20 protein-coding genes are annotated in these 22,074 nt (G+C 71.5%); 14 read left to right on the forward strand and 6 right to left on the reverse strand.

What is annotated here, in order from left to right:
* Positions 1–65: 65 nt before the first annotated feature.
* The 6 genes from PLC66_RS09085 (at position 66) to PLC66_RS09110 (ending at position 5,788) form a co-directional block, all read left to right on the forward strand.
* Complete coding sequence (locus PLC66_RS09085) at positions 66–494, forward strand: acyl-CoA thioesterase (RefSeq protein WP_324539557.1); 429 nt, start codon at positions 66–68, stop codon at positions 492–494.
* 54 nt (positions 495–548) lie between these two features.
* The gene (locus PLC66_RS09090) at positions 549–1,973 is read left to right on the forward strand and encodes a TIGR03862 family flavoprotein (RefSeq protein WP_324539559.1); all 1,425 of its coding nucleotides are present in this window, start codon (positions 549–551) and stop codon (positions 1,971–1,973) included.
* Between the two features lie 69 nt (positions 1,974–2,042).
* A complete protein-coding gene (locus PLC66_RS09095) occupies positions 2,043–2,675 on the forward strand; it encodes a trimeric intracellular cation channel family protein (protein WP_324539561.1) in 633 nt (210 codons plus the stop codon).
* A 105-nt stretch (positions 2,676–2,780) separates the two neighbouring features.
* The gene (gene trhP / locus PLC66_RS09100) at positions 2,781–4,190 is read left to right on the forward strand and encodes a prephenate-dependent tRNA uridine(34) hydroxylase TrhP (RefSeq protein WP_324539647.1); all 1,410 of its coding nucleotides are present in this window, start codon (positions 2,781–2,783) and stop codon (positions 4,188–4,190) included.
* Positions 4,191–4,197: 7 nt separating this feature from the next.
* Complete coding sequence (locus tag PLC66_RS09105) at positions 4,198–4,866, forward strand: DsbA family oxidoreductase (protein ID WP_324539563.1); 669 nt, start codon at positions 4,198–4,200, stop codon at positions 4,864–4,866.
* A 73-nt stretch (positions 4,867–4,939) separates the two neighbouring features.
* The gene (locus tag PLC66_RS09110; protein ID WP_324539565.1) at positions 4,940–5,788 is read left to right on the forward strand and encodes an EcsC family protein; all 849 of its coding nucleotides are present in this window, start codon (positions 4,940–4,942) and stop codon (positions 5,786–5,788) included.
* A gap of 22 nt (positions 5,789–5,810) precedes the next feature.
* Here PLC66_RS09110 and PLC66_RS09115 read toward each other — a convergent pair whose 3' ends face one another.
* Positions 5,811–8,378, reverse strand: coding sequence for an EAL domain-containing protein (locus PLC66_RS09115; RefSeq protein WP_324539567.1), 2,568 nt, complete (start codon positions 8,376–8,378; stop codon positions 5,811–5,813).
* 207 nt (positions 8,379–8,585) lie between these two features.
* Here PLC66_RS09115 and PLC66_RS09120 point away from each other — a divergent pair, with 207 nt between their 5' ends.
* The 5 genes from PLC66_RS09120 (at position 8,586) to PLC66_RS09140 (ending at position 12,984) form a co-directional block, all read left to right on the forward strand.
* Positions 8,586–9,740: a glycosyltransferase gene (locus PLC66_RS09120; protein ID WP_324539569.1), complete on the forward strand. Its 1,155-nt coding sequence runs from the start codon at positions 8,586–8,588 to the stop codon at positions 9,738–9,740.
* Positions 9,741–9,807: 67 nt separating this feature from the next.
* On the forward strand, positions 9,808–10,011 hold the full coding sequence (locus PLC66_RS09125; protein ID WP_324539571.1) for a heavy-metal-associated domain-containing protein: 204 nt from the start codon (positions 9,808–9,810) through the stop codon (positions 10,009–10,011).
* A gap of 71 nt (positions 10,012–10,082) precedes the next feature.
* Entirely contained in the window at positions 10,083–11,522 is a 1,440-nt protein-coding gene (locus PLC66_RS09130; RefSeq protein ID WP_324539573.1) for a 3'-5' exonuclease family protein, read from the forward strand.
* Positions 11,523–11,583: 61 nt separating this feature from the next.
* Positions 11,584–11,970, forward strand: coding sequence for a group II truncated hemoglobin (locus tag PLC66_RS09135; RefSeq protein WP_324539575.1), 387 nt, complete (start codon positions 11,584–11,586; stop codon positions 11,968–11,970).
* A gap of 93 nt (positions 11,971–12,063) precedes the next feature.
* Positions 12,064–12,984, forward strand: coding sequence for a DMT family transporter (locus tag PLC66_RS09140; RefSeq protein WP_324539577.1), 921 nt, complete (start codon positions 12,064–12,066; stop codon positions 12,982–12,984).
* A gap of 102 nt (positions 12,985–13,086) precedes the next feature.
* Here PLC66_RS09140 and PLC66_RS09145 read toward each other — a convergent pair whose 3' ends face one another.
* From PLC66_RS09145 to PLC66_RS09165, 5 genes are all read right to left on the reverse strand, one after another.
* A complete protein-coding gene (locus tag PLC66_RS09145; protein WP_324539579.1) occupies positions 13,087–13,812 on the reverse strand; it encodes an FAD-binding domain-containing protein in 726 nt (241 codons plus the stop codon).
* 150 nt (positions 13,813–13,962) lie between these two features.
* Complete coding sequence (locus tag PLC66_RS09150; RefSeq protein WP_324539581.1) at positions 13,963–14,526, reverse strand: deoxyribodipyrimidine photo-lyase; 564 nt, start codon at positions 14,524–14,526, stop codon at positions 13,963–13,965.
* Positions 14,527–14,764: 238 nt separating this feature from the next.
* Positions 14,765–14,917, reverse strand: a complete 153-nt coding sequence (locus PLC66_RS09155; protein WP_324539583.1) for a DUF2256 domain-containing protein — start codon at positions 14,915–14,917, stop codon at positions 14,765–14,767.
* Between the two features lie 17 nt (positions 14,918–14,934).
* Positions 14,935–16,530, reverse strand: a complete 1,596-nt coding sequence (locus PLC66_RS09160) for a cryptochrome/deoxyribodipyrimidine photo-lyase family protein (protein ID WP_324539585.1) — start codon at positions 16,528–16,530, stop codon at positions 14,935–14,937.
* Positions 16,499–17,515: an NAD(P)/FAD-dependent oxidoreductase gene (locus PLC66_RS09165; protein ID WP_324539587.1), complete on the reverse strand. Its 1,017-nt coding sequence runs from the start codon at positions 17,513–17,515 to the stop codon at positions 16,499–16,501. Before PLC66_RS09165 ends, PLC66_RS09160 begins: the two co-directional genes overlap by 32 nt.
* A 249-nt stretch (positions 17,516–17,764) precedes the next feature.
* Between PLC66_RS09165 and PLC66_RS09170 the strand changes: the two genes are divergently transcribed.
* The 3 genes from PLC66_RS09170 (at position 17,765) to PLC66_RS09180 (ending at position 22,053) form a co-directional block, all read left to right on the forward strand.
* Positions 17,765–18,226 (forward strand): DUF3429 domain-containing protein, encoded by a 462-nt coding sequence (locus tag PLC66_RS09170; RefSeq protein ID WP_324539589.1) that lies wholly within the window; start codon positions 17,765–17,767, stop codon positions 18,224–18,226.
* A 37-nt stretch (positions 18,227–18,263) separates the two neighbouring features.
* Positions 18,264–19,601 carry an ABC1 kinase family protein gene (locus PLC66_RS09175; protein ID WP_324539591.1) on the forward strand — a complete coding sequence of 446 codons (1,338 nt, stop codon included), beginning with the start codon at positions 18,264–18,266 and terminating at the stop codon, positions 19,599–19,601.
* A gap of 127 nt (positions 19,602–19,728) precedes the next feature.
* A complete protein-coding gene (locus tag PLC66_RS09180; RefSeq protein ID WP_324539593.1) occupies positions 19,729–22,053 on the forward strand; it encodes a putative bifunctional diguanylate cyclase/phosphodiesterase in 2,325 nt (774 codons plus the stop codon).
* Positions 22,054–22,074 lie beyond the last annotated feature (21 nt).

Consider the following 22,074-nt stretch of genomic DNA (forward strand, 5'->3'; position numbering starts at 1 on the left):
CGTTACGCTCGGGCCTCTTCGTCTTGTCCGCCCCCTTTCACGTTCGTCTCCCGAACCGCCCCGCCATGGCCCGCGTCCGCATCGCACTGCCCGACCGTTTTCCCTTCAGCACCACCATCCCGCTGCTGATCTCGCACATCAACTACGGCCACCATCTCGACAACGCACAACTGCTCGGCCTCGTCTCCGAGGCGCGGGTGCGCTTCCTGCAATCGATGGGCTACACCGAGCTCGACGTCGACGGCCTGGGCATCATCGTCGCCGACGCCGCGCTGCAATACCGCTCCGAAGCCTTTCACGGCGAAACGATGCGGGTGGAGATGGCCGCCGACGACTTCCACGACTTCGGCTGCGACCTGGTGTGGCGCATGTCGGACGAGGCCAGCGGGCGGGAAGTCGCGCGCGGCAAGACCGGCGTCGTGTTCTTCAACTATGTCGAGCGCCGCAAGGCCGCGGTGCCGGAAGGCTTCCGCCGTCGCTTTCCCGCGGCCTAGGCGGGTGGCCTGCCTGGGTCGCGCCGGCTCACACGCCATGTACCTGCAAACAGCATGACGACGTCGCCGCCGCGCGCGCGCGTCGCCCCTCGCCACCACGTCGCCGTCATCGGCGGTGGACCTGCCGGCCTGATGGCTGCTGAGACACTGGCCGCTGCCGACCTCGACGTGACCGTGTTCGATGCCATGCCCTCGGTCGGGCGCAAGTTCCTGCTCGCCGGCCGCGGCGGCCTCAACCTCACCCATAGCGAGGCGCTCGAGCCCTTCCTGTCGCGCTACGGCCAACGCCGCGCGGCACTGACCCCCATGCTGCAGGCCTTCGGCGCCCAGGCCTTGCGCGACTGGGCGCATGGCCTGGGAATCGAGACCTTCGTCGGCACATCGGGGCGGGTGTTCCCGACCGAGATGAAGGCGGCGCCGCTGCTGCGCGCCTGGCTGGCGCGGCTGCGCGCGGCCGGCGTGCGTTTTGCCGTGCGCCATCGCTGGCAGGGCTGGGAAGGCGAGAACCCGGCAGCTCAGATGGACGCCCGGACGCCGCCCGCTCAAGGCCAGGTGGCGAGCGCGCCGGCCACGTCCGCGCGCCGCCAGCGGCTGCGCTTCGCCACCCCGGACGGCGAGCGGATCATCGAGGCCGATGCCCTCGTGCTGGCCCTGGGCGGTGGCAGCTGGGCCAAGCTGGGCTCGGACGGAGCCTGGGTGCGGCTGCTGCGTGACACCGGTGTCGATGTCGCTGCCTTGCAGCCCGCCAACTGCGGCTTCGACGTCGGCGCGCCGGACGCCCTGGCCCAAGCCACGGACGCAGGCGAAACGGGCAGGCCAGCCGGCCGCGGCTGGAGCGCGCATTTTCTCGAGCGCTTCCGCGGCCAGCCGTTGAAATCGGTGATCGCCCATTTCACCGACGCCGCCGGCCAGGCGCACGAGCGCGCCGGCGAATGCCTGATTTCCGCCACCGGCATCGAAGGCGGGCTGATCTACGCCTTGTCGGCGCCGCTGCGCGACACCCTCGCTGCACTCGGCAGCGTGACGCTGTATCTGGACCTCGCGCCGGGACGCAGCCTGGAGCGCCTCGCCGCCGAGCTCGCCCGTCCGCGCGGCAGCCGCTCCCTGGCCAGCCACCTGCAGGGCCAGGCCGGCATCAAGGGGGTCAAGGCCGGCCTGCTGCGCGAATGCCTGCCGAAGGCCGATTTCGACGATCCGGTGCGCCTCGCCGCCGGCATCAAGGCCTTGCCGCTGCACCTCGTCGCCACCCGCCCGCTCGACGAGGCAATCAGCAGCGCCGGCGGCGTGCGCTTCGAGGCGGTGGCCGGCGACCTGATGCTGACCGCCCGCCCGGGCGTCTTCGTCGCCGGCGAGATGCTGGACTGGGAGGCCCCCACCGGCGGCTATCTGCTCACCGCCTGCTTCGCCACCGGGGTCGCCGCCGCCCAGGGTGCGGCGCGCTGGCTTGCACAGGCGGACGCCGGCACGCCGGCGGGTTAGCATGGGCGTCAGCGCAAACCTGCGCACCCGACCATCCCGCCTTCGCGCTCAACGCCCCCTGGCCCGCACATGAATCTCCACCCCTTCCTGATCGCCATCGAAGTCGGCGGCACCATCGCCTTCGCCATGTCCGGCCTGATCGAAGCCACCCGCAAGCGCATGGACATCGTCGGCGTGTTCTCGGTCGCCTTCGTCAGCGCCTTCGGCGGCGGCACGGTGCGCGACGTCCTGCTCGACCGCCAGCCCTTCTTCTGGATCCAGAACCAGGAATACCTGTGGCTGGTGCTGGCGATGGTGCTGACCACCCCGCTGTGGCTGAAGACGCTGCGCCACAAGTTCGGCGAGGGCCTGATGGAGTTCGCCGACGCCTGCGGCCTGGGCCTGTTCGCGATCTCGGGCGCCACCATCGCCAACGCCGCCGGCATGCCGGTGCTGGTGTCGATGATGATGGGCGTGATCACCGCGGTGTTCGGCGGCGTGTCACGCGACGTGCTGTGCAACGAGATCCCCAAGGTCTATAGCGACCACCGCCCCTATGCGCTGTGCGCGCTGTTCGGCTGCGGGGTGTTCCTCGGGCTGGACGCCATCGGCCTGCCGCTGCCGCTGTCGACGCTCGCCGGCATCGGCGCGGCCACCGGTTCGCGCCTGCTCGCCCTGTTCCTCGACCTGCGCCTGCCCGCCTGGCCAAAGTACGGCGACTGAAACCGCCGCCAGCGAGCGCCGGCGCAGCGGCGGAATGCGCGGGCTGGACGGGTAGAATGCGGCTTTGACTGCCCCCGCCCGTCGATGTCCGCACCCGCCGCCGCCATGGCCACCCCCCTGCCCCGCCCCGAGCTGCTCGCCCCCGCCGGCACCCTCGACATGATGCGCACCGCCTTCGCCTACGGCGCGGATGCGGTCTACGCCGGCCAGCCGCGCTACTCACTGCGCGTGCGCAACAACAGCTTCGGCCAGCTCGACACGCTCGCCGCCGGCATCGCCGAGGCCCATGCCGCCGGCAAGCTGTTTTACCTCGTCGCCAACATCACCCCGCACAACGCCAAGCTGCGCACTTTCGAGGACGACATGGCGCCGGTCATCGCAATGAAGCCGGATGCGCTGATCATGGCCGACCCCGGGCTGATCATGATGGTGCGCGAGCGCTGGCCGGAGGTGGATGTCCACCTGTCGGTGCAGGCCAACACCACCAACTACGCCTCGGTGCGCTTCTGGCAGTCGGTGGGGGTCAAGCGCATCATCCTGTCGCGCGAGCTGTCGCTCGACGAGGTCGCCGAGATCCGCGACGCCTGCCCGGACATGGAGCTCGAGGTCTTCGTCCATGGCGCGCTGTGCATCGCGTATTCCGGCCGCTGCCTGCTGTCGGGCTACTTCAACCACCGTGACCCCAACCAGGGCACGTGCACCAACTCCTGCCGCTGGGACTACAAGCTGCACGAGGCGGGCGAGAACGCCGCCGGCGACGTGCACGCCTGCGGCAGCGCGCCGATCGGCAACCCGCAGGACGCCGGCGCGGTCGGCACCGCCACTCGCAGCCGCCTCGACACCACGCAGGGCCTGGCCCTCGGTGGCGGGCCACGCCACATCGGCGGCAGCAAGGTGTGGCTGCTGGAAGAAGGCACCCGGCCCGGCGAGCTGATGCCGATCGAGGAAGACGAGCACGGCACCTACATCCTCAACTCGAAGGACCTGCGCGCCATCGAGCACGTGCAGCGGCTGGTGGACATCGGCGTCGATTCGCTGAAGATCGAGGGCCGCACCAAGAGCCCCTACTACGTCGCCCGCGCCGCCCAGGGCTACCGCCGCGCGATCGACGACGCGCTCGCCGGCCGCCCCTTCGACCCCCGCCTGCTCGGCGAGCTCGAGGGCCTGGCCAGCCGCGGCTACACCGACGGCTTCTACCAGCGCCACGCCACCCCCGAGCACCAGAACTACCTGCGCGGCCACTCCGAATCCGGCCGCAGCCTGCTGGTGGGCGAGATGGTGGGCTTCGATGCCGCGCGCGGCCTGGCCGAGGTCGAGGTCAAGAACGGCTTCGGCGTCGGCGACCGGCTCGAATTCGTGCAGCCCGGCGCCAACCACGAGCATCGCCTCGACCGCCTGCTGGCCGCCGACGGCCGCGCCCTCGAGCGCGTCCCCGGCAGTGGCCGGCGCGTCTGGCTGCCGCTGCCGGCCGCGGCCGATCCCGCCCAGCCCTGCTTCATCGCCCGTTTCCTGTGAGCCCCCCATGATCCTCGACATCGACCTCGTCTCCGACTTCGTCTGCCCCTGGTGCTACCTCGGCAAGGTGCGCCTCGACCGCGCCGTGGCGGAGCTCAAGACCTCGCGCCCCGACCTCGAGCTGCGCGTGAACTGGCTGCCCTTCTTCCTCAACCCCGACACCCCGGCCGCGGGCGAGCCCTACCGTGAATTTCTCGAGGCCAAGTTCGGCGGCCCGATCAAGGCCGAGGCGGTGCTCGACACGGTGCGCGCGGCCGCCGCGGAAGACGGCCTGAGCTACGCCTTCGAGCGCATCCGGACGCGCCCCAACACCTTGCAGGCGCACCGCCTGATGTATCGCGCGCAGTCGCTGGGCCAGACCCAGGCGCGCATCGCCGCGCTCGCCAGCGCCTTGTTTGCGGCCCACTTCCAGGAAGGGCGCGACCTCGGCGACAAGGACACGCTGGCCGACATCGCCGCCGCCTGCGGCGAGCGCCGGGATGCGGTGCGTGAATGGCTGGACGGACGCGCGGACATCGACAAGGTCGAGCGCATGGCCGCCGGCGTGCGCCGCCAGGGCATCGAAGGCGTGCCCTTCTTCATCCTCAACCGCAAGCTGGCGGTGTCGGGGGCGCAGTCGGCCGCGGTGCTCGGCGCCGCGATCCTGCAGTCGCTGGAGACCGGCAAGCCGTCGTGACGCGGGGAACGCCCGACGCCCTGACGGCGTCTGAAACGGCATGACGCCCGCCCCCGACCGGATCCCGACCGCCATGACCCACCCCCCTCCGATCGCCGACACCGACCTGCGCGCGCTGGCCGCGGCGCGCGCGCTGCTCGAGCGCCCCAGCCTGGCCGCGCGGCTGTCGAGCTTCATCGGCAGTCCGCTTGAGAAGGGCATGGCCCGCCTGCCCGCGAGCTGGCGCGGCAAGGTCGGCGCGCTCGCGCACGACGCGCTGCTGAAGGCGATGGACACCGCGGCCAGGACCCTCCACGCCGCCCCGCGCGAGGCCTCGCCGCGCCTGCACAAGCTGCTCGGCTCGGTGAGCGGCGCCGGTGGCGGCGCCTTCGGGCTGGCCGGGCTGACCGTGGAGGTACCGGTGTCGACGGTGCTGATCATGCGCGCCATCCTCGACATCGCCCGCGGCGAGGGCGAGGACATTGCCGACCCCGAGGCCCGCCTGGCAGCGCTCGCGGTGTTCGCCCTCGGCGGCAACGCGAGCAGCGACGACGCCGCCGAATCCGGCTACTACGCGGTGCGCGCGGCGCTGGCGAGCACGGTGACCGAGGCCGCGCGCCACTTTGCGCACAGGGGGATGAGCAGCGAGGGGGCGCCGGTGCTGGCGCGCCTGATCACGATGGTGGCGGCGCGCTACAAGGTGCAGCTCACGCAGAAGGCCGCCGGCATGCTGGTGCCGGGCATCGGTGCGGCGGCGGGGGCGACGATCAACCTGATGTTCATGACCCACTTCCAGGACGTCAGCCGCGGCCACTTCACCGTGCGCAGGCTCGAACGCCAGTACGGCCACGACCGCGTGCGCGCCGCCTGGCAAGGGCTCGATGCGCAGGATGCGCGCGTGCGCGAAGCCACCCGCGCCTTTCACGCCGACACGACGCGCTGAACCAGGCCCTGCCCGGCCGCCCTCAGGGCGCCGGCGTGAAGTGCTCGACGAACTGCGCCCACGGTAGCGGCCGGCTGAAGTGAAATCCCTGCGCCAGGTCGCAACCCTGGCCGCGCAGCACCTCGAGATGCGCCCGCGTCTCCACCCCCTCGGCCACCACGCGCAGACCCAGGCTGTGGCCGAGCGACACGATCGCCGCCACCAGCGCCGCATCACGCGGATTGCGGTCGATGCCGCGCACGAACAGGCGATCGATCTTCAGCTCGTCGATCGGGAAGCGCTTCAGGTAGGCGAGCGAGGAATAGCCGGTGCCGAAATCGTCGATCGCCAGGCCGACACCCAGCGCGCGCAACTGCTCGAGGCGGGCGATGGCGCGATCGGTGCCCTCCATCAGCATGCTCTCGGTCAGCTCCAGCGTCAGCGACTCGGGCGGCATGCCGGTGCCGGCCAGCACGCTGCCGACCATGGCCACGAAGCCCTCGTCGCGGAACTGGCGCGCTGAGATGTTCACCATCATGCGCAGAGGCGGCCGCCCCGCCTCGCGCCAGCTGCGGTGGTACTCGCAGGCGCTGCGCAGCACCCATTCGCCGATCGGCACGATGAGGCCGGTCTCCTCGGCGAGCGGGATGAAATCGGCCGGCGACACCAGGCCAAGGTCGGGATGCTGCCAGCGCAGCAGCGCCTCGGCCGCCACCAGGCGGCCATCGGCGGCCTCGACCAGCGGCTGGAAGTAGAGCTGCAGCTCGCTGCGCGGCAGCGCGCGGTGGAGCGCGGTCTCCAGCGCCAGATGCTCGAGCGAGCGCGCATTCATCGCCGGCTCGTAGAGCTGGAAGCTGTTGCGACCCTCGTCCTTGGCGCGGTACATGGCGACGTCGGCATTCTTGATCAGGGTCTGCGCGTCGAGCGAATCGTCGGGGTAGATGCTGATGCCGACGCTGGTCGTCACTACCAGTTCGCGACCGTCGATCACCACCGGCCGGCGCAGCGCGCTCACCAGGCGGCGGGCGGTCACCGCCGCCTCGTCCGGCCCCTGCAGGTTGCTGAGGATGACGAGGAACTCGTCGCCGCCCATGCGTGCCACCGTGTCGTCCTCGCGCAGCGAGGCGCGCAGGCGGCTGGCGATCTCGACCAGCAGGCGGTCGCCGACCTCGTGGCCGAGGCTGTCGTTGATGCGCTTGAAGCGGTCGAGATCGACAAACATCACCGCCAGCCGGCTGCGCATGCGCGCGGCGTGGGCGAGCTCGACCTGCAGGCGGTCTTCGAGCAGGCGGCGGTTGGGCAGGCCGGTGAGCGGATCGTAGTAGGCGAGGTCGCGGATGCGGGCCTCGTTCTCCTTCAGGCGGCTGATGTCGGTGAACAGCGCCGCGTAGTGGGTGAGCTGGCCATCGCGGTCGCGGATCGCGGTGATGTGCAGGAGCTGCGGATACACCTCGCCCGACTTGCGCCGGTTCCACACCTCGCCCTGCCACTGGCCGGTCTCGCTCAGCTCCGCCCACATGCGGGCATAGAACTCCGGGCTCTGGCGGCCCGAGTTGAGCAGCGAGGGGTTGCGCCCCATGACCTCGTCGGCGCCGAAGCCGGTGAGATGCGTGAAGGCGGGATTCACCGACACGATGCGCGCCTCGGTGTCGGTCACCATGACGCCTTCGAGCGAGCTCTCGATGACCTTCTCGGCCAGATAGAGGCTGCGCTGCGAGGAGCTCAGCGCCAGGTCGCGCTCGCGCAGCGCGTGCTGCAGCTCGTGCACATAGGCGAGCTCCATGCCGCTCAGGATGTCCTTGAAGCTGATCAGGTCGCACAGCTCGCCGTCGCCGCCGATCACGCCGACATGGCGGATGTGGCGTTCGGCCAGCAGGGCGCGTACCCGGTACAGGCTGTCGTCTTCCTTGCAGGCGATGAGCGGCCGCTTGGCGAGCTCGCCGACCGCAGCCTCAGCCGCCCGGTGGGCGACCAGGCGGGTGATGTCGCGCTCGGTGAGGATGCCGTAACGGCCGGCCGCGCTCGCCGCCTCGGCGCGGCCGTAGTCCACCACCACCGCATCCAGCCCGCCCTCGCGCATGCGCCGCGCGGCTTCGCCCAGCCCGGCTTCCGGCGGCAGCGGATGCAGCCCGCCCTTGACCAGGGAATCGACCTTGCGCAGCTTCAGGTAATGCTCGATGCCCTGGTTGAGCACCACGTCCGACTGCGACACGATGCCGACCCGCCGGCCCTCGCCATCCACCACCAGGTAGTGGCGCAGGTGCTCGTCGCGAAAGCGCAGCGTGAGCTCGTGCAGCCGGGTCGACATCGGCACCGTGCGCACCGGGCTGCTCATGACCTCGCGCACCGGCAGCGTGAAGGCGGCTGGGTCGGCGAAGTTCACCGCCAGTGCGTCGCGCTCGGTCCAGATGCCGACGACCTCGTCCCCCTCCACCACCAGGATCGAGCTCACGCCGCGCTCGCTCATGCGCCGGGCGGCCTCGTGCAGGGCGAGCCCGGGCGCGCATTCGAGCAGCGCCGGCGAGACGATCTCGCCGACACAGACGTCATCGGCAGGCGCAAACGGCAGCGCGTCGCCATCGAGGGTATTGAGGAATTCAGGGCGGTTCATGATGGCTGGCGCAGCGCCTCCCGCCCGCTCATGGCGGCCCGGGGCACCCTATGACCAAGGTCGTAAAGGGCGGATTGTCTCACCCGCGGCTGCGAATGTGCGCCGAGCACGTCACGCCAGGCTGGCGATTGCTGCGCCCCGCGGCCACTCCGGTCGCGCCCTGCGCAGCGTCACCGGCGGGTAACACGCAGCGAGCAAGCTGCGTGCATGCTCAGAGTGCTGATGATCTCCGACGTCTACTTCCCGCGCGTGAATGGCGTCTCCACCTCGATCGCCACCTTCCGCCGCGCGCTCGCCGCCCACGGCGTGGAGGCGCGCCTGCTGGTGCCGCGCTACGGCCGCGAGCCCGATGCCGATGGCGTGGTGCGCATCCGCGGCCGGCGCCTGCCCTTTGACCCCGAGGACCGCCTCGTCGAGCGGCGCGCGATGCACCAGGCGGCGCGACGGGAGGCGGCGAACTGCGACCTCGTGCATATCCAGACCCCCTTCCTCGCCCACTACGCCGGCCTCGCCGCCGCCCGCGCCGCCGGCCGGCCCACCCTGCTCACCTATCACACCCTGTTCGAGGAATACCTCCAGCACTACGCGCCCTTCGTGCCCGCGCCCCTGCTGCGCGGCCTCGCCCGGCGCCTGTCGCGCACCCAGTGCAATGCGGTCGACACCGTGGTCGTGCCCTCCACCGCGATGCGCGACCGCCTCGCCGCCTACGGCGTCGCCGCGCCGATGGAAGTGCTGCCGACCGGAATCCCGGTGCAGGACTTCGCCCATGGCGACGGCGCCCACTTCCGTCGCCTGTACGACATCCCCGAGCACGCGCCGATGGCCCTCTACATCGGCCGCGTCGCCCACGAGAAGAACATCGGCTTCCTGCTCGAAGTGGCGGCGCGGCTGCGCGCCTGCCGGCCGGACTTCGTGCTCGTGATTGCCGGCGAGGGCCCGGCCACGCGCAGCCTGCAGCGCCACGCAGACAGACTCGGACTGGGCAAGGCGGTGCGCTTCGTCGGCTACCTCGAGCGGCGCAAGCGCCTGCCCGACTGCTATGCCGCCGCCGACGTGTTCACCTTCGCCTCGCGCACCGAGACCCAGGGCCTGGTGCTGCTCGAGGCGATGGCCGCCGGGCTGCCGGTGGTGGCGCTTTCGGCAATGGGCACGACCGACATCCTGCACGCGCAACGCGGCGCGCGCATCGCGCCGGACGAGCCCGACGGCTTCGCCGCCATCGTCGACCAGGTGCTCGGCGACGACGGCCAGCGCACCCGCCTCGCCCACGCCGCCCGCCAGCATGCCGCGGAATGGAGCGATACGCAGATGGCGGCCCGCCTCGCCGCGCTCTACCGGCAGAGTCTCGACGGCCGCCGCTGAAGGCGCCCGCTTGCGCCGCGCTGCCGGCGCAGCCAAGATGCGGCTCTTCGCTTCAGGACCGCCCCCCATGCAGACCACCACCCTGACCATCACCGGCATGCGCGACGAGCACTGCCTGCGCCTGGTGACCAACGCCATCCAGGACCTGCCCGGCATCGGCTACCTCGAGATCTCGCTCGACACCGGCGCCGCGACGATCGAGCACGGCGCCTTCGTGTCGGCGGCCGACATCTACCAGGCGATCGAGGACGCCGGCTTCGGCGCCCGCTGAAGGGCACGCCGGAAACCGCCACTGGCACGCACGGTCGAAGGAAGCCTCACCGCACCCGCAAGCCTGCCGCCTTGAACGCTGCCCTCCGCCTGCCGCCCGGCGGCCTCGCCTTCGTGGACATCGAGACCACCGGCGGCCCCGCCCAGCGCGAATCCATCACCGAGATCGGCATCGTCCAGGTCGACGAAGACGGCGTACGCGAGTGGTCGAGCCTGGTGCGCCCGGAGTCGCGCATCCCCGACTACATCCAGCGCCTCACCGGCATCGACGACGACATGGTGGCCAATGCGCCAGGCTTTGCCGAGATTGCCGACGCGGTCTTCGACCGCCTCGATGGCCGGCTCTTCGTCGCCCACAACGCACGCTTCGACCACGGCCACCTGCGCGCCGCCTTTCGCCGCGCCGGGCTCGACATCCGGCCGCAGGTGCTGTGCACCGTCAAGCTGTCGCGCCGGCTGTTCCCCGACCACCGCCGCCACAGCCTCGACCACCTGATCGAACGCCACGGCCTCGCGGTGGCCGAGCGCCACCGCGCCCTCGGCGACGCCCATCTGCTGTGGCAGTTCTGGCAGAAGATCCACGAGCGCTTCCCGCCCGGCCACATCGCAGCGCTGGTGCGCGAGCTGGTCGGCCACCCCAGCCTGCCGCCGCAGCTCGACCCGCAGCAGATCGCCGACCTGCCCGACAGCCCGGGCGTCTACCTGTTCTACGGCGAGCGTGGCGCGGGCGCAGCCGGCACCGACGATGCCGCGAGGTCTGGACCCGGTGCCGACAGCCTGCCGCTCTACATCGGCAAGAGCACGCGCCTGCGCAGCCGCGTGCTGTCGCACTTCGCCGCCGACCACCAGAGCGACCGCGAGCTGAGCCTGTCCCAGCAGGTGCGCCGCATCGAATGGATCACGACCGCCGGCGAGATCGGCGCCCTGCTCAAGGAGGCCGGGCTGGTCAAGCGCCTGCAGCCCACCCACAACCGCCTGCTGCGCCGCAACCGCGACCTGTGCGCGTGGCGCCTGGCGACCGACATGATCGGCGACTGGCAGCTCGAGCTGGTGCATGCCGCCGACCTCGACTTCGGCCGCCGCGACGACCTCTACGGTTTCTTCCGCAGCCGGCGCGAGGCCACCCACCGCCTGCGCGCACTCGCCCGCGAGCACGCCCTGTGCCCGCCGCTGCTCGGCCTGGACAAGCACCCGCAGGGCACGCGCTGCTTCGACTTCCAGCTGAAGCGCTGCCGCGGCGCCTGCCATGGCGGCGAATCCCCCCAGGCCCACGCCCTGCGCCTGATCGAGGCCCTGCATGCGATGAAGGTGCAGCACTGGCCGTGGCCGGACGCGGTGGGCCTGCGCGAGGGCACGGCGATCCACGTCGTCGACGGCTGGCGCTGGCTCGGCACCGCCACCGACGAGGCCATGCTCGCCGACATTCTGGAGGCCGGCCGCCCGGCCTTCGACCTCGACGTCTACAAGATCCTGGTGAAGGCGGTGCAGCGCCTGCCGGTGGTGAGGCTGTGAAAGCCGCGCGAGTCTGACACAATCCGCAGCCTGCCCCGCGCCCCTCCCGGACTGGAAACGCATGGAACAGACCACCCCCTACGACGCGATCGGCGGCGAAGCCACCGTCGCCGCGCTCAGCGACCGCTTCTACGCGCTGATGGATAGCGAACCGCAGTTCAAGCAACTGCGCGACCTGCACCCGCAGGACCTGCAGGGCTCGCGTGACAAGCTCTTCATGTTCCTGTCCGGCTGGCTCGGCGGGCCGGACCTGTTCGTGGAGCAGTTCGGCCACCCGCGCCTGCGCGCCCGCCACATGCCGTTCGCGATCGGCACGCAGGAGCGCGACCAGTGGGTCGCCTGCATGCTGCTGGCGATGGAAGAGGTCGGCATCGAGGAAGGCATGCGCGAGCGCCTGCTGCAGAGCTTCTTCAAGACCGCGGACTTCATGCGCAACAAGCCGGGCTGAGCGGCACCACGGCGCAGGGCGGCGCGCAGCGCTGTCGCCCGTGCGGGCTAAGGGGTACAGTCGCCCCCTCCCAACGCCCAGCCTGGATCTGCCTTGAACACGCCGCACACTGCCCACCCGGACGCTACCAAGGGCCTGCTCGCCGCCCTCGCCGTGGTGCTGTTCTGGTCGGGCTTCAACATCGTGTCGCGCTTCGGCGCCACCGCCACCTTCACCCCCTTCGACATCGCCGCGCTGCGCTACGGCGTGTCGGGCGCGATCGCGCTGCCGCTGTTCCTGCGCTTCGTGCCGCGCCAGGACTGGCCGCGCCACATGGTGCTCGCGCTCGTCGGCGGGCTGGGTTACGGCCTCCTGGTGTATTGCGGCTTCGCCTTCGCCCCGAGCGCGCACGCCGGCGTGTTCGTCAATGGCGGCATCCCGTTCTGGACCATCGTCATCATGGCGGTGATGACGGGCTTCCAGATTGCGCGCCCGACCGTGATCGCGCTGCTGCTGTCGACCTGCGGCCTGCTGCTGATCGGCTTCGAGAGCCTGTTCGCGACCGCCCGCGAGGGCGAATGGATCGGCGACCTGCTGTTCCTCAGTGCCGCCCTGTGCTGGGCGATCTTCGGCCTGCTGATGCGGCGCTGGCAGATCAAGCCGCAGCTCGGCATCCTCGGCATCGCCACCTTCTCGGCGCTCGCCTACCTGCCGGTGTACCTGCTGTGGCTGCCGGCCAGGCTGGCCGACGCGAGCTGGGGCGCGATCGCGCTGCAGGCCGGCTACCAGGGCATCGTCGCCGCCTTGCTCGCCGCCGGTTTCTACAGCTACGCGGTGCAGAAGGTCGGCGCCAGCGAGGCCTCGATGATGCTCGCGCTGGTGCCGGCCTTCACCGCCATCGGTGGTTTCCTGATCCTGGGCGAAGTGATCGGCCTCACGACCATCGTCGGCATCGTCGTGGTGTCGATCGGCGCCCTGCTCGGCGCGCTGCCGCCCGCAGCCTTGGCCCGCATGCGCGGATTCGGCCCGCGCTGAACGCCGCGACGGGCGGCCGCACAACACGGGCGCGTACCGGCCGTCGCCGTCGAGCCGGCCCCGAGCAAGCTTGAAAGGCTGGCGACGAAGAGGCCTGCTGGTTCAAGCGCCGGGGCGCAGATCCAGCTCGGCCCACCGCGCCCGATAGGCCCCGTCCGCGTCATGCATTGCCGCCTGCTTGTCGGGGTCGAAGCGCCGCCCGCCGCGCGGGTCGGTGCCGCGACCGGCGATGTAGAGCCAGTTGCCCTGGTTGTTGTACACGTCGTAATCCACCAGCTGCGCCTCGAACCACGCCGCGCCCGCGCGCCAGTCGCCCCCGAGGTCGTGGATCAGGTAGCTGGCGACGACTTGGCGCATGCGGTTCGACAACCAGCCGCTGGCGGCCAGCTCGCGCATGCCGGCGTCGATGAAGGCGTGACCGGTGCGGCCGGCGCACCAGCGCTCGAAGGCCTCGGGGTCGTGGGCAGGCGCGGGCGCAGTCTCTGCCAGGCCGCGCGCCTGGTACAGGCGGCGCCCGTGCTGCAGGTGCAGAAAGCGGAAGTAGTCGCGCCACAGCAGCTCGAACCACAGCCAGTAGCTGCTCTCGCTGGCGCCGCGCTCAGCCTCGTGGCGACGCAGCGCCGCGAACGCCACCCGGGGCGACAAGGCCCCTTGCGCCAGCCAGGGCGAGAACTTGCTGGAAAAGCCGATCCCGCTCAGGCCATTGCGGGTCGCCTTGTAGCGCTGCGCCGCATCGCCGGCGAAGTAATGCAGCACATGGGCGAGCGCCGCCCGCTCGCCGCCGGCAAACTCAGCACGCCACCAGGGGAAGGAAGCCTTGGATCGCACCCGCTCGTCGATCCGTTCGGCCGCGACCGGTCTTCGCTGCGGGCGGCAGTCGAGCAGCGGCTCGCGAGCTTGCTCTGGCAGATGCCCGCCAGCGGTTTGAGCATGCGCGGCCGGTTCGCGGCATTCATCGCGCAATGCGCCCGGCAAAGGCTACGCCAATGGCAAGACGGCGATTTCGGGCAGCGGCGGCAAGTCTCCCGGTGCGGCGCGCGGCGCCGGGGGCTGCAGCCCGACGGCCTCCACCGCGCGCCGGAAGTCGGTGAACACCTTGGGCAATCGCGCCACCGCGAAGGGCAGCGCCGCCGGCGCGAGCAGGCTGGACTGCCACACCGTGCGCACCTCCAGCCCGGCCGCACGCAATGCCGCGACCTGATCCTCTTCCTCGGGCGCGGCGATGGCCTCGCACACCACGGCCTCGGCGCCGATCGTCCGCGCCAGCGCCGGCAGCACCTCGGCCGGCGCGCCTTGAAGCTGCAGCAGGCGACTGCCGCGCTCGCGCAGCTGCGCATCCAGATCGGCCAATGCGGCGCTCAGGAAGGCCAGGCGGTGCGCGCTGCGGCGCACGAAGCCCCAGTGCGTGACCGCTTCCTCCGCCGGGTCGTGGCAATACACGGGCAGCAAGCGTCCGGCGACCGCAGCCGCCTCCCTCAGCGCCAGGTTGTCGCCCAGGCGCAGGTCAGCGCGGAACCAATGGATCACCGTCCCGGAAGTCATCCCGACGCCCACATCCTCATGGTCTCTGCCTTTGCATCGAGCCTCCCCCACGCATCCCGGATGCGTCCGGGGTGCTCCCGGAAAGCCGAAGACTGTCGGATCCTGAATGGCGCTCATTTGCGTACTCTCCGCAAAGCACCGCGCAGCGGTGTAGCCCCAGAAGGAACACCCCGTGCGCGTCCCCCGGCACGACCGCCCAACAGAGAGGGTGTTCATTACCGATCAAAGACACGCCCCCTCACCCCGAAGGCCCCGACTTGCCGCGGCCCCGCCGGCAGCGCTCCGAGCAATAGCGCACCTCGTCCCACACCTTCTTCCAGCGCTTCCTCCACGCAAACGGCCGCCCGCAGCCAGCGCACAGCTTGGTCGGCAGATCGGCCTTGCGTCGCATGCCCATCGCCGACGCCCTCAGAACCCGAGATCGAGCTGCACCGCGGCCGGCCCGGCATCGGCCCGCGCGCGACCGCGGCGGCTCTCCGGGCGCTTGCGCGAGCCGTGGCGCTCGACGATCGCCGCCTTCGCCGCGCGCACCTCGGGCCGCGCCCGCAGCGCATGCACGCGCGCCTTGGCCAGCCGGGTCGCCGTCTCCAGATCGACCAGCGGCTGCGCAATGTCCTCGCCAACGCGCACCCCGTAGCGAGCCTGCAAGGATTCCGGCATGCGCCAGGGCTCGAACAGCCACTCATCCGGCAGCCGGCGCAGCGCCGGCAGCCAGCGGCGCACGAATACGCCCTGCGGATCATGGTCGCGCGCCTGCTTGATCGGGTTGTACACCCGGGTGGTGTTGATGCCGGTGGTGCCCGAATGCATCTGCATCTGGCTCCAGTGGATGCCCGGCTCATAGTCGAGGAAGGCGCGCGCCAGCCACAGCCCGACCTCGCGCCAGTGCAGCCACAGCGGATAGGCCGCCACCGACACCAGCATCGCGCGCATGCGAAAGTTGATCCAGCCCGTCTCGCGCAGCATCGCCACGCAGGCGTCGACCAGCGGCCAGCCGCTGCGGCCGGCGACCAGCGCGGCGAAGTGCGCCGGATTCCATTCCGCCTCGCGCAGGCCGTCGTAGCCGCGGTGCAGGTTGCGGAACTCGAGCGCCGGCTCGCTCTCCAGCTTCTGGATGAAGTGGCAATGCCAGTACAAGCGGCTGACGAAGGCCGACAGGCCGGCGCGGCGGCGGTCGCCTTGCGGCAAGGCGGCGATGCGTTCCCGCGTGGCCTGCACCAGCTCGCGCAGGCTCAGGCAGCCGCAGGCGAGATAGGGCGACAGCCGCGAGCAGGCAGTCGGCGCCTTCAGCGGCGAGGAGATGCCGCCGCGGTACTGCCCGCTGCGCGCATCGAGAAAGCTCGCCAGCGCATCGAGCGCCGCGCGCCGGCCGCCCTGCTGGCGCCGCGGCGGCTCGAAGGGATCGAGCCCGAGCGCAACCGCCTCGGGCGCACGTCCGGCGACGATCGCCCCTTCCGCCACGCTGTCCATCGGCCCCGCGGCGGCATCGTTTGGCTGCAGCGCCGCGGGCAGCGCGGCGAAGCTCAACCCCGCCGGCAGCACGGCCTGGGGCGCGCCCACCTGCGCCTCCCACGCCGCCTGCCAGCGGTCGCGGTCCGCGAGCCGGCGCACCACGCCGAACTGCGGCACTTCATGCCAGCGCACACCGCGCGCGCGACACCACGCCGCCACCGCGCGGTCGCGGGCGTAGCTCGCGCCGTTGCCGGTCTCCTCGTGCGAATACAGCGCCGCGAAGGGCGCGGCGGCGCGCAGGCGGTCGAGCACCGCGACCGCCTCGCCCACCATCAGGTGCAGCCGGCCACCGAGGCGGCGCAGCGCCGCATGCAGCTCGCGCGCGCTCTCGAGCATGAACGCGTAGTGCTGGCGTGCGGCGTCAGGCTGCCCCCACAGGCTCGGCTCGACGATCGCCACGCACAGCACCGGCCTCTGGCGCGCCGCCGCGGCCAACGCGCCATGGTCGGCGAGGCGGAAGTCACGCTTGAACCAGACCAGGCCGTAGCTCATCGCGCACGCTCGCCAGGACCTTCTGCGCCAGCGCATGACCGCTCAGCCAGGCGCCTTCGACCCGACCGCCGTTGAGCCAGTCGCCACACAGCCCGAGGCCGGCGCCGCCATGCCAGACGCAGCCGCCTTCCACGGCCGATCCAGTGATCGCATAGCGCCAGCGGTGGGCCGCCCAGGCCAGTGGTGCGGCGCCGCCCAGCTCACAGAAGGCCGCGATCAGCGCCGCGGCAATGTGGTCGGGGCCGTCCTCGAGGTGAGCCTCGCTCCACGCCGCGCTGGCGTGCAGGGTCCAGGTCTCCATCCCTTCGCGCCCGGGCTTGCTGGTGTCGCGCGCGATCCAGCGCAAGGGCCCGTGATTGACGAAGGCGGCGTCGAAGTCGAGCGCGAGCGGCGCCTCGAAACGCAGCATCAGCGCCCAGCAGCCCTGCATGCCGGCGCCCGCCGCCACCGCGGCCAGCGCCGGCAACACCGGTTGCAGCAAGGGCACGGCCTGCGGCGCCGGGGTGGCCAGCAGCACGCCGTCGAAGGCCTCGGCCAGCACGCCACGCTCGGCGGTGGCCAGCTCCCAACCATGCTCGTACGCATGCAGCGCGCCCACCGTGGTCTGCACACGCAGGCTCAGCCCGTCGGCGAGCAAGCGCGCCGGCGCCGTCATGCGCGGCACACCGACATGGCGCGCCTCCTCGCCGCCGCCCGCGCGCCGCCCATCGGCGTCGAACACCGCCAGCCGCGGCTGCCAGCGCGCCGCCACCCCGGCCGCCTGCCAGCGCGCGAGCTCGGCCTGGAACAGCGGGTCGCGTGCGGTGAAGTACTGCGCACCATGGTCGCAGGCCCAGCCCTCGCCGCGGCGCGTGCTCATGCGCCCGGCCGGGCCGCGGCTCTTGTCGAAGACGGTGACCTGCACACCCGCGTCGGCGAGCGCACGCGCGCAGCTCAGACCGGCAATCCCGGCGCCGACGACGGCGTAATGGAGGGGAGGCTTCATGGTGGCACCCATGGGGGACGGACGAAGAGGCGAGATGGCGACGGCGTGGAGATGACAGCACCCGTTTCGATGCTGTCGAATATACTCTTTTTGTCCTGGACAAAACAGATTCCGCTTACTAGCATCAGGTCAGCCTTGGCGGAAATGAAGCGACGCAGCACCCTGCGTCCCTTTACCACGTCCAGGACACCGTCCCAACATGCGGGAGATTCGCCCCGCGCCCCCTTTTGTTGCTGCATCACGTCCCCGATGACCCCTGCGCACTCCGACGCCCTCCGCCGCACCGCCCAGTGGCTCGGCTATGGCGGCCTGATCCCCTTCCTCGTGCTCGCCCCCGCCAGCCTGCTCGACGTCCACCATGGCTTCACCTGGAGCGATGCGCTGTACGCCTACGGCGCGGTGATCCTGAGCTTCGTGTGCGCCCTGCACTGGGGTTTCGCGATGGTGCTGCCCGGCCTCGACGACGCCCGCCGCGTGCGCACGATGGGGTGGAGCGTGGTGCCCTCGCTGATCGCCTGGCCGGCCCTGCTGCTGGCGCCAACCGAGGCCGCGGTGCTGCTGGTGACCGGCTTCGTGCTGCATTACCTGCAGGACCGCCGCCTCGCCCGCCACGCCGCGCTGCCGGCCTGGTATCTGCCGCTGCGCCTGCAACTCACCACGGTCGCCTGCCTCAGCCTGATCGCCGGCGCCTTCGTCCCGCTGCCGTACTGAAATTCCACGCTGCATCCACCCCAAGGAGACCGGGCCCATGCACAGCGACGCTCACACCAGCCACACCGACGCGCGCGCCAGCGCCGTCCCCGGCGGCCGCCTGTCGCGCCTCGCCCGCCTGGGTTCGCTCGCCACCGGGGTGGCCGGCGGCATGCTCGCCGAGGGCGCGCGCCAGCTCGCCGCCGGCAAGCGGCCGACGGTGAGCGAACTGATGCTGACCCCGGCCAACGCCCGCCGCGTCGCCGACCAGCTCGCCCAACTGCGCGGCGCGGCGATGAAGGTGGGTCAGCTGATGTCGATGGATGCCGGCAACCTGCTGCCGCCCGAGCTCGCCGACATCCTTTCGCGCCTGCGCGAGGACGCACGCACGATGCCGATGAGCCAGGTGTTGGAGGTGCTGGAGACGCACTGGGGCAAGGGCTGGGAGCAAGGCTTCGAGCGCTTTTCCTTCACCCCGGCGGCCGCGGCCTCGATCGGCCAGGTGCATCGCGCGCGCAGCGTCGACGGCCAGGAGCTGGCGATCAAGCTGCAATACCCCGGCGTGCGCCGCAGCATCGACAGCGACGTGGACAACGTCGCCACCCTGCTGCGCGTGTCCGGCCTGCTGCCGAAGGCGCTCGACCTGGCGCCGCTGCTCGCCGAAGCCAAGCGCCAGCTGCACGAGGAGGCCGACTACCGGCGTGAGGCCGACAACCTGCAACGCTTCGCCGCGCTGCTCGCAGGCGAGGTCGACTTCGTGCTGCCGCAGCCGGTCGCGGCGCTCACCCGCAGCGACATCCTCGCCATGCACTGGGTGGAGGGCGTGGCGGTGGAGTCGCTCGACACCGCTGCCCAGCCGCTGCGCGACCGCATCGCCACGCTGCTGGTCGGGCTGCTGTTTCGCGAGCTGTTCGAGTTCCGTCTCATCCAGACCGACCCCAACTTCGCCAACTACCGCTACGACACCGCCCGCGAGCGCCTCGTGCTGCTCGACTTCGGCGCCACGCGGGCCTACCCCGCGACCGTGGTCGAGGCCTACCGCCGCCTGATGGCGGGCGCGATCCGCAACGACCGCGCCGCCATGAGCGAGGCGGCGCAGACGATCGGCTACTTCCAGGACCACATCCACGCCCACCAGCGCGAGGCGGTGATCGCGCTGTTTGCCGAGGCCTGCGAGCCGCTGCGCCACCGCGGCGTCTACGACTTCGGCGCCAGCGACCTCGCCCGCCGCATCCGCGACGCCGGCCTCAAGCTGAGCATGGAGCGCGACTTCTGGCACACGCCGCCGGCCGATGCGCTGTTCCTGCATCGCAAGCTGGGCGGGCTGTACCTGCTCGCCGCGCGGCTGAAGGCACGCGTCGATGTGAGCGCCCTGGTCGCGCCCTGGGTGGACTGAAGCCGGGCGCTGCCGCACGAGCCGCCAGACGGCGCCAGCAGGTTCGGCCGCCCGGGGCGTGCAGAGGGGCAACGATCCATGGCAGCATTCGGGCTTACTCCCCCTTGCAAGCGCCTTGCCCCCAAGCATGAACCTGGATCAAAGCGTTCGATTACAGCAGCGGATCCAGTCCTTCGCCCTCACCGGCATCCTGCTCACGGGCCTGCTCGTCGCCCTGGCGACCGCCATACCGATGTACCAGCACGTGCATGCGCTGGCCGAGCGCGCGCTGGCCGATGCGGCACGCGGCCAGGCGCGCGCCGCCGGCCAGTTCCTCGCCAAGAGCGCCGACATTGCGCGTCAGATCGCCAGCCGCAGCGCGGTGCGCGACAAGCTCGCGCAGTACAACCGCTGGGAGATCAGCCTGGCGGAGCTGGTCGACTTCTCCGCCAGCCGCATCCGCGATGCGCTCGACCAGGCGGGGCATATCGCCGGCATGGTGCGCTTCGACCGCGACGGCGATCCGGTCCTCGAGCTCGGCCTGCCGCTGCCGTGGGCCGCGCAGCTGCGGCTGGCGAACGGCCCCAGCGACGCCGTCTTCCTTGGCGCAGTCGAGTCGGCCAGCGGCCGCTACCTGCTGGTCGGTGCCCCGATCCTGTCGCGCGAGGGCGACTGGATCGGCAGCGACGTGCTCGCCTTCGAGCTCGCGCCGCTGGAGAAGATGCTGTCGATGCACTCGGCGGACGGCGCGCCGGCCGCGCGCCAGCTGCTCTACCACGCCGGCAGCGCGACCGCACTGGAATGGCTGCCGCAGGCCGGGCAGGCTGCAATCGTCGCCTTTGGCGCCGGCGCGCCGGCGTCCATCCGCCAGGCCATGGAGGGTCAATCCGGCTTGTTGCGGCGGGCCGGCGCCGACGGCGACGAGGTGGTGGTGTTCCTGCCGGTGGACGAGGCGCCGGACTGGGCCTATGCGCTCGTCACGCCGGCACGCGAGTTCTCGCAGCCGATCTGGGCCCAACTGCTGTTTCCGCTCGCGACCATCGCCTTGCTCGTGCTGCTCGGCGCCCTGCTGACCACCCACGCCATCCGCCCGCTGACGCAGCGCGCGCTCGCCCAGTCGCGCCGCCTGATCGAGCTCAGCGAGGCGCAGCGCCGCGCCATCAGCGCGCAACAGCTGGCCGAAGAGCGCCTGCGCCATCTCGCCCATCACGATGCGCTCACCGACCTCCCCAACCGCAGCCTGCTCAACGACCGCCTCGGGGTCGCGATGGGCCACGCACGACGCAACGGCCGGCCACTGGCGCTGTTGTTCATCGACCTCGATCGCTTCAAGTATGTGAATGACAGCCTGGGGCATCCGGTGGGCGACCGCCTGCTGCAGACGGTGGCACAGCGCCTGCAGGCGGTGCTGCGTGACGACGACACGCTCGCCCGCCTCGGCGGCGACGAGTTCGTGGTGCTGGTCGAGAGCCTCAAGGTCGCCGAGGATGCCGAGCGGGTGGCGCAGAAGCTGCTGGAGGCGCTGCAGGCGCCGGTGCTGCTGGACGGCCACGAGCTCTTCATCGGCGGCAGCATCGGCATCAGCCTGTTTCCGCAGGACGGCGACACCATCGAGGCCCTGGTGCGCTGCGCCGATTCGGCGATGTACCGCGCCAAGGACGCCGGGCGCAACACCTACCGCTTCCACACTCACGAGCAGGCGAGCCAGAGCCGCGAGCGCTTCGACCTCGAGCACGGGCTGCGCCACGCGATCGAGCGCGGCGAGCTGCGCCTGCTCTACCAGCCCCAGGCCGACTGCCGCAGCGGCGCCATCATCGGCGTGGAGGCCCTGCTGCGCTGGCACCACCCCGAGCGCGGCGTGGTGCCCCCCGACCGCTTCATCCCGCTCGCCGAGGAGATCGGCCTCATCGGCCACATCGGCCAGTGGGTGCTCGACACCGCCTGCGCCCAGGCGCGGGCCTGGGAGCTCGCTGGTCGACCGCTGCGCGTGGCGGTCAATCTGTCGGGGCAGCAGGTGTCGGCCGACGGCCTGGTGGAGGTGGTCCGCGCCGCGCTGAGCACGTCCGGCCTGTCGCCGCGGCTGCTCGAGCTCGAGATCACCGAAGGCCACATCCTGAAGCGGGTCGAGCACTGCATCGACACCTTGCACCAGCTCAAGGCGCTCGGCATCACGCTGGCGATCGACGACTTCGGCACCGGCTACTCGTCGCTGAGCTACCTCAAGCGCCTGCCGGTGGACCGGCTGAAGATCGATCGCAGCTTCGTCGAGGGCGTGCCGGCCGACCACGACGATGTCGCGATCGTCGCCACCATCCTGGCGATGGCGCGCAACCTCGGCCTGGCGGTGATCGCCGAGGGCGTGGAGACGCAGGACCAGCTGACGCACCTGACTGCCGCGCACTGCGACGAGTACCAGGGCTACCTGCTCGGGCGGCCGATGCCGGCCGCCGACATCCTCGTCGCCGCAGACTGAGGCGCGCCCGCCGCGTGGGCC

Source organism: Thauera sp. (assembly GCF_035444905.1).
Classification (GTDB): Bacteria; Pseudomonadota; Gammaproteobacteria; order Burkholderiales; family Rhodocyclaceae; genus Thauera.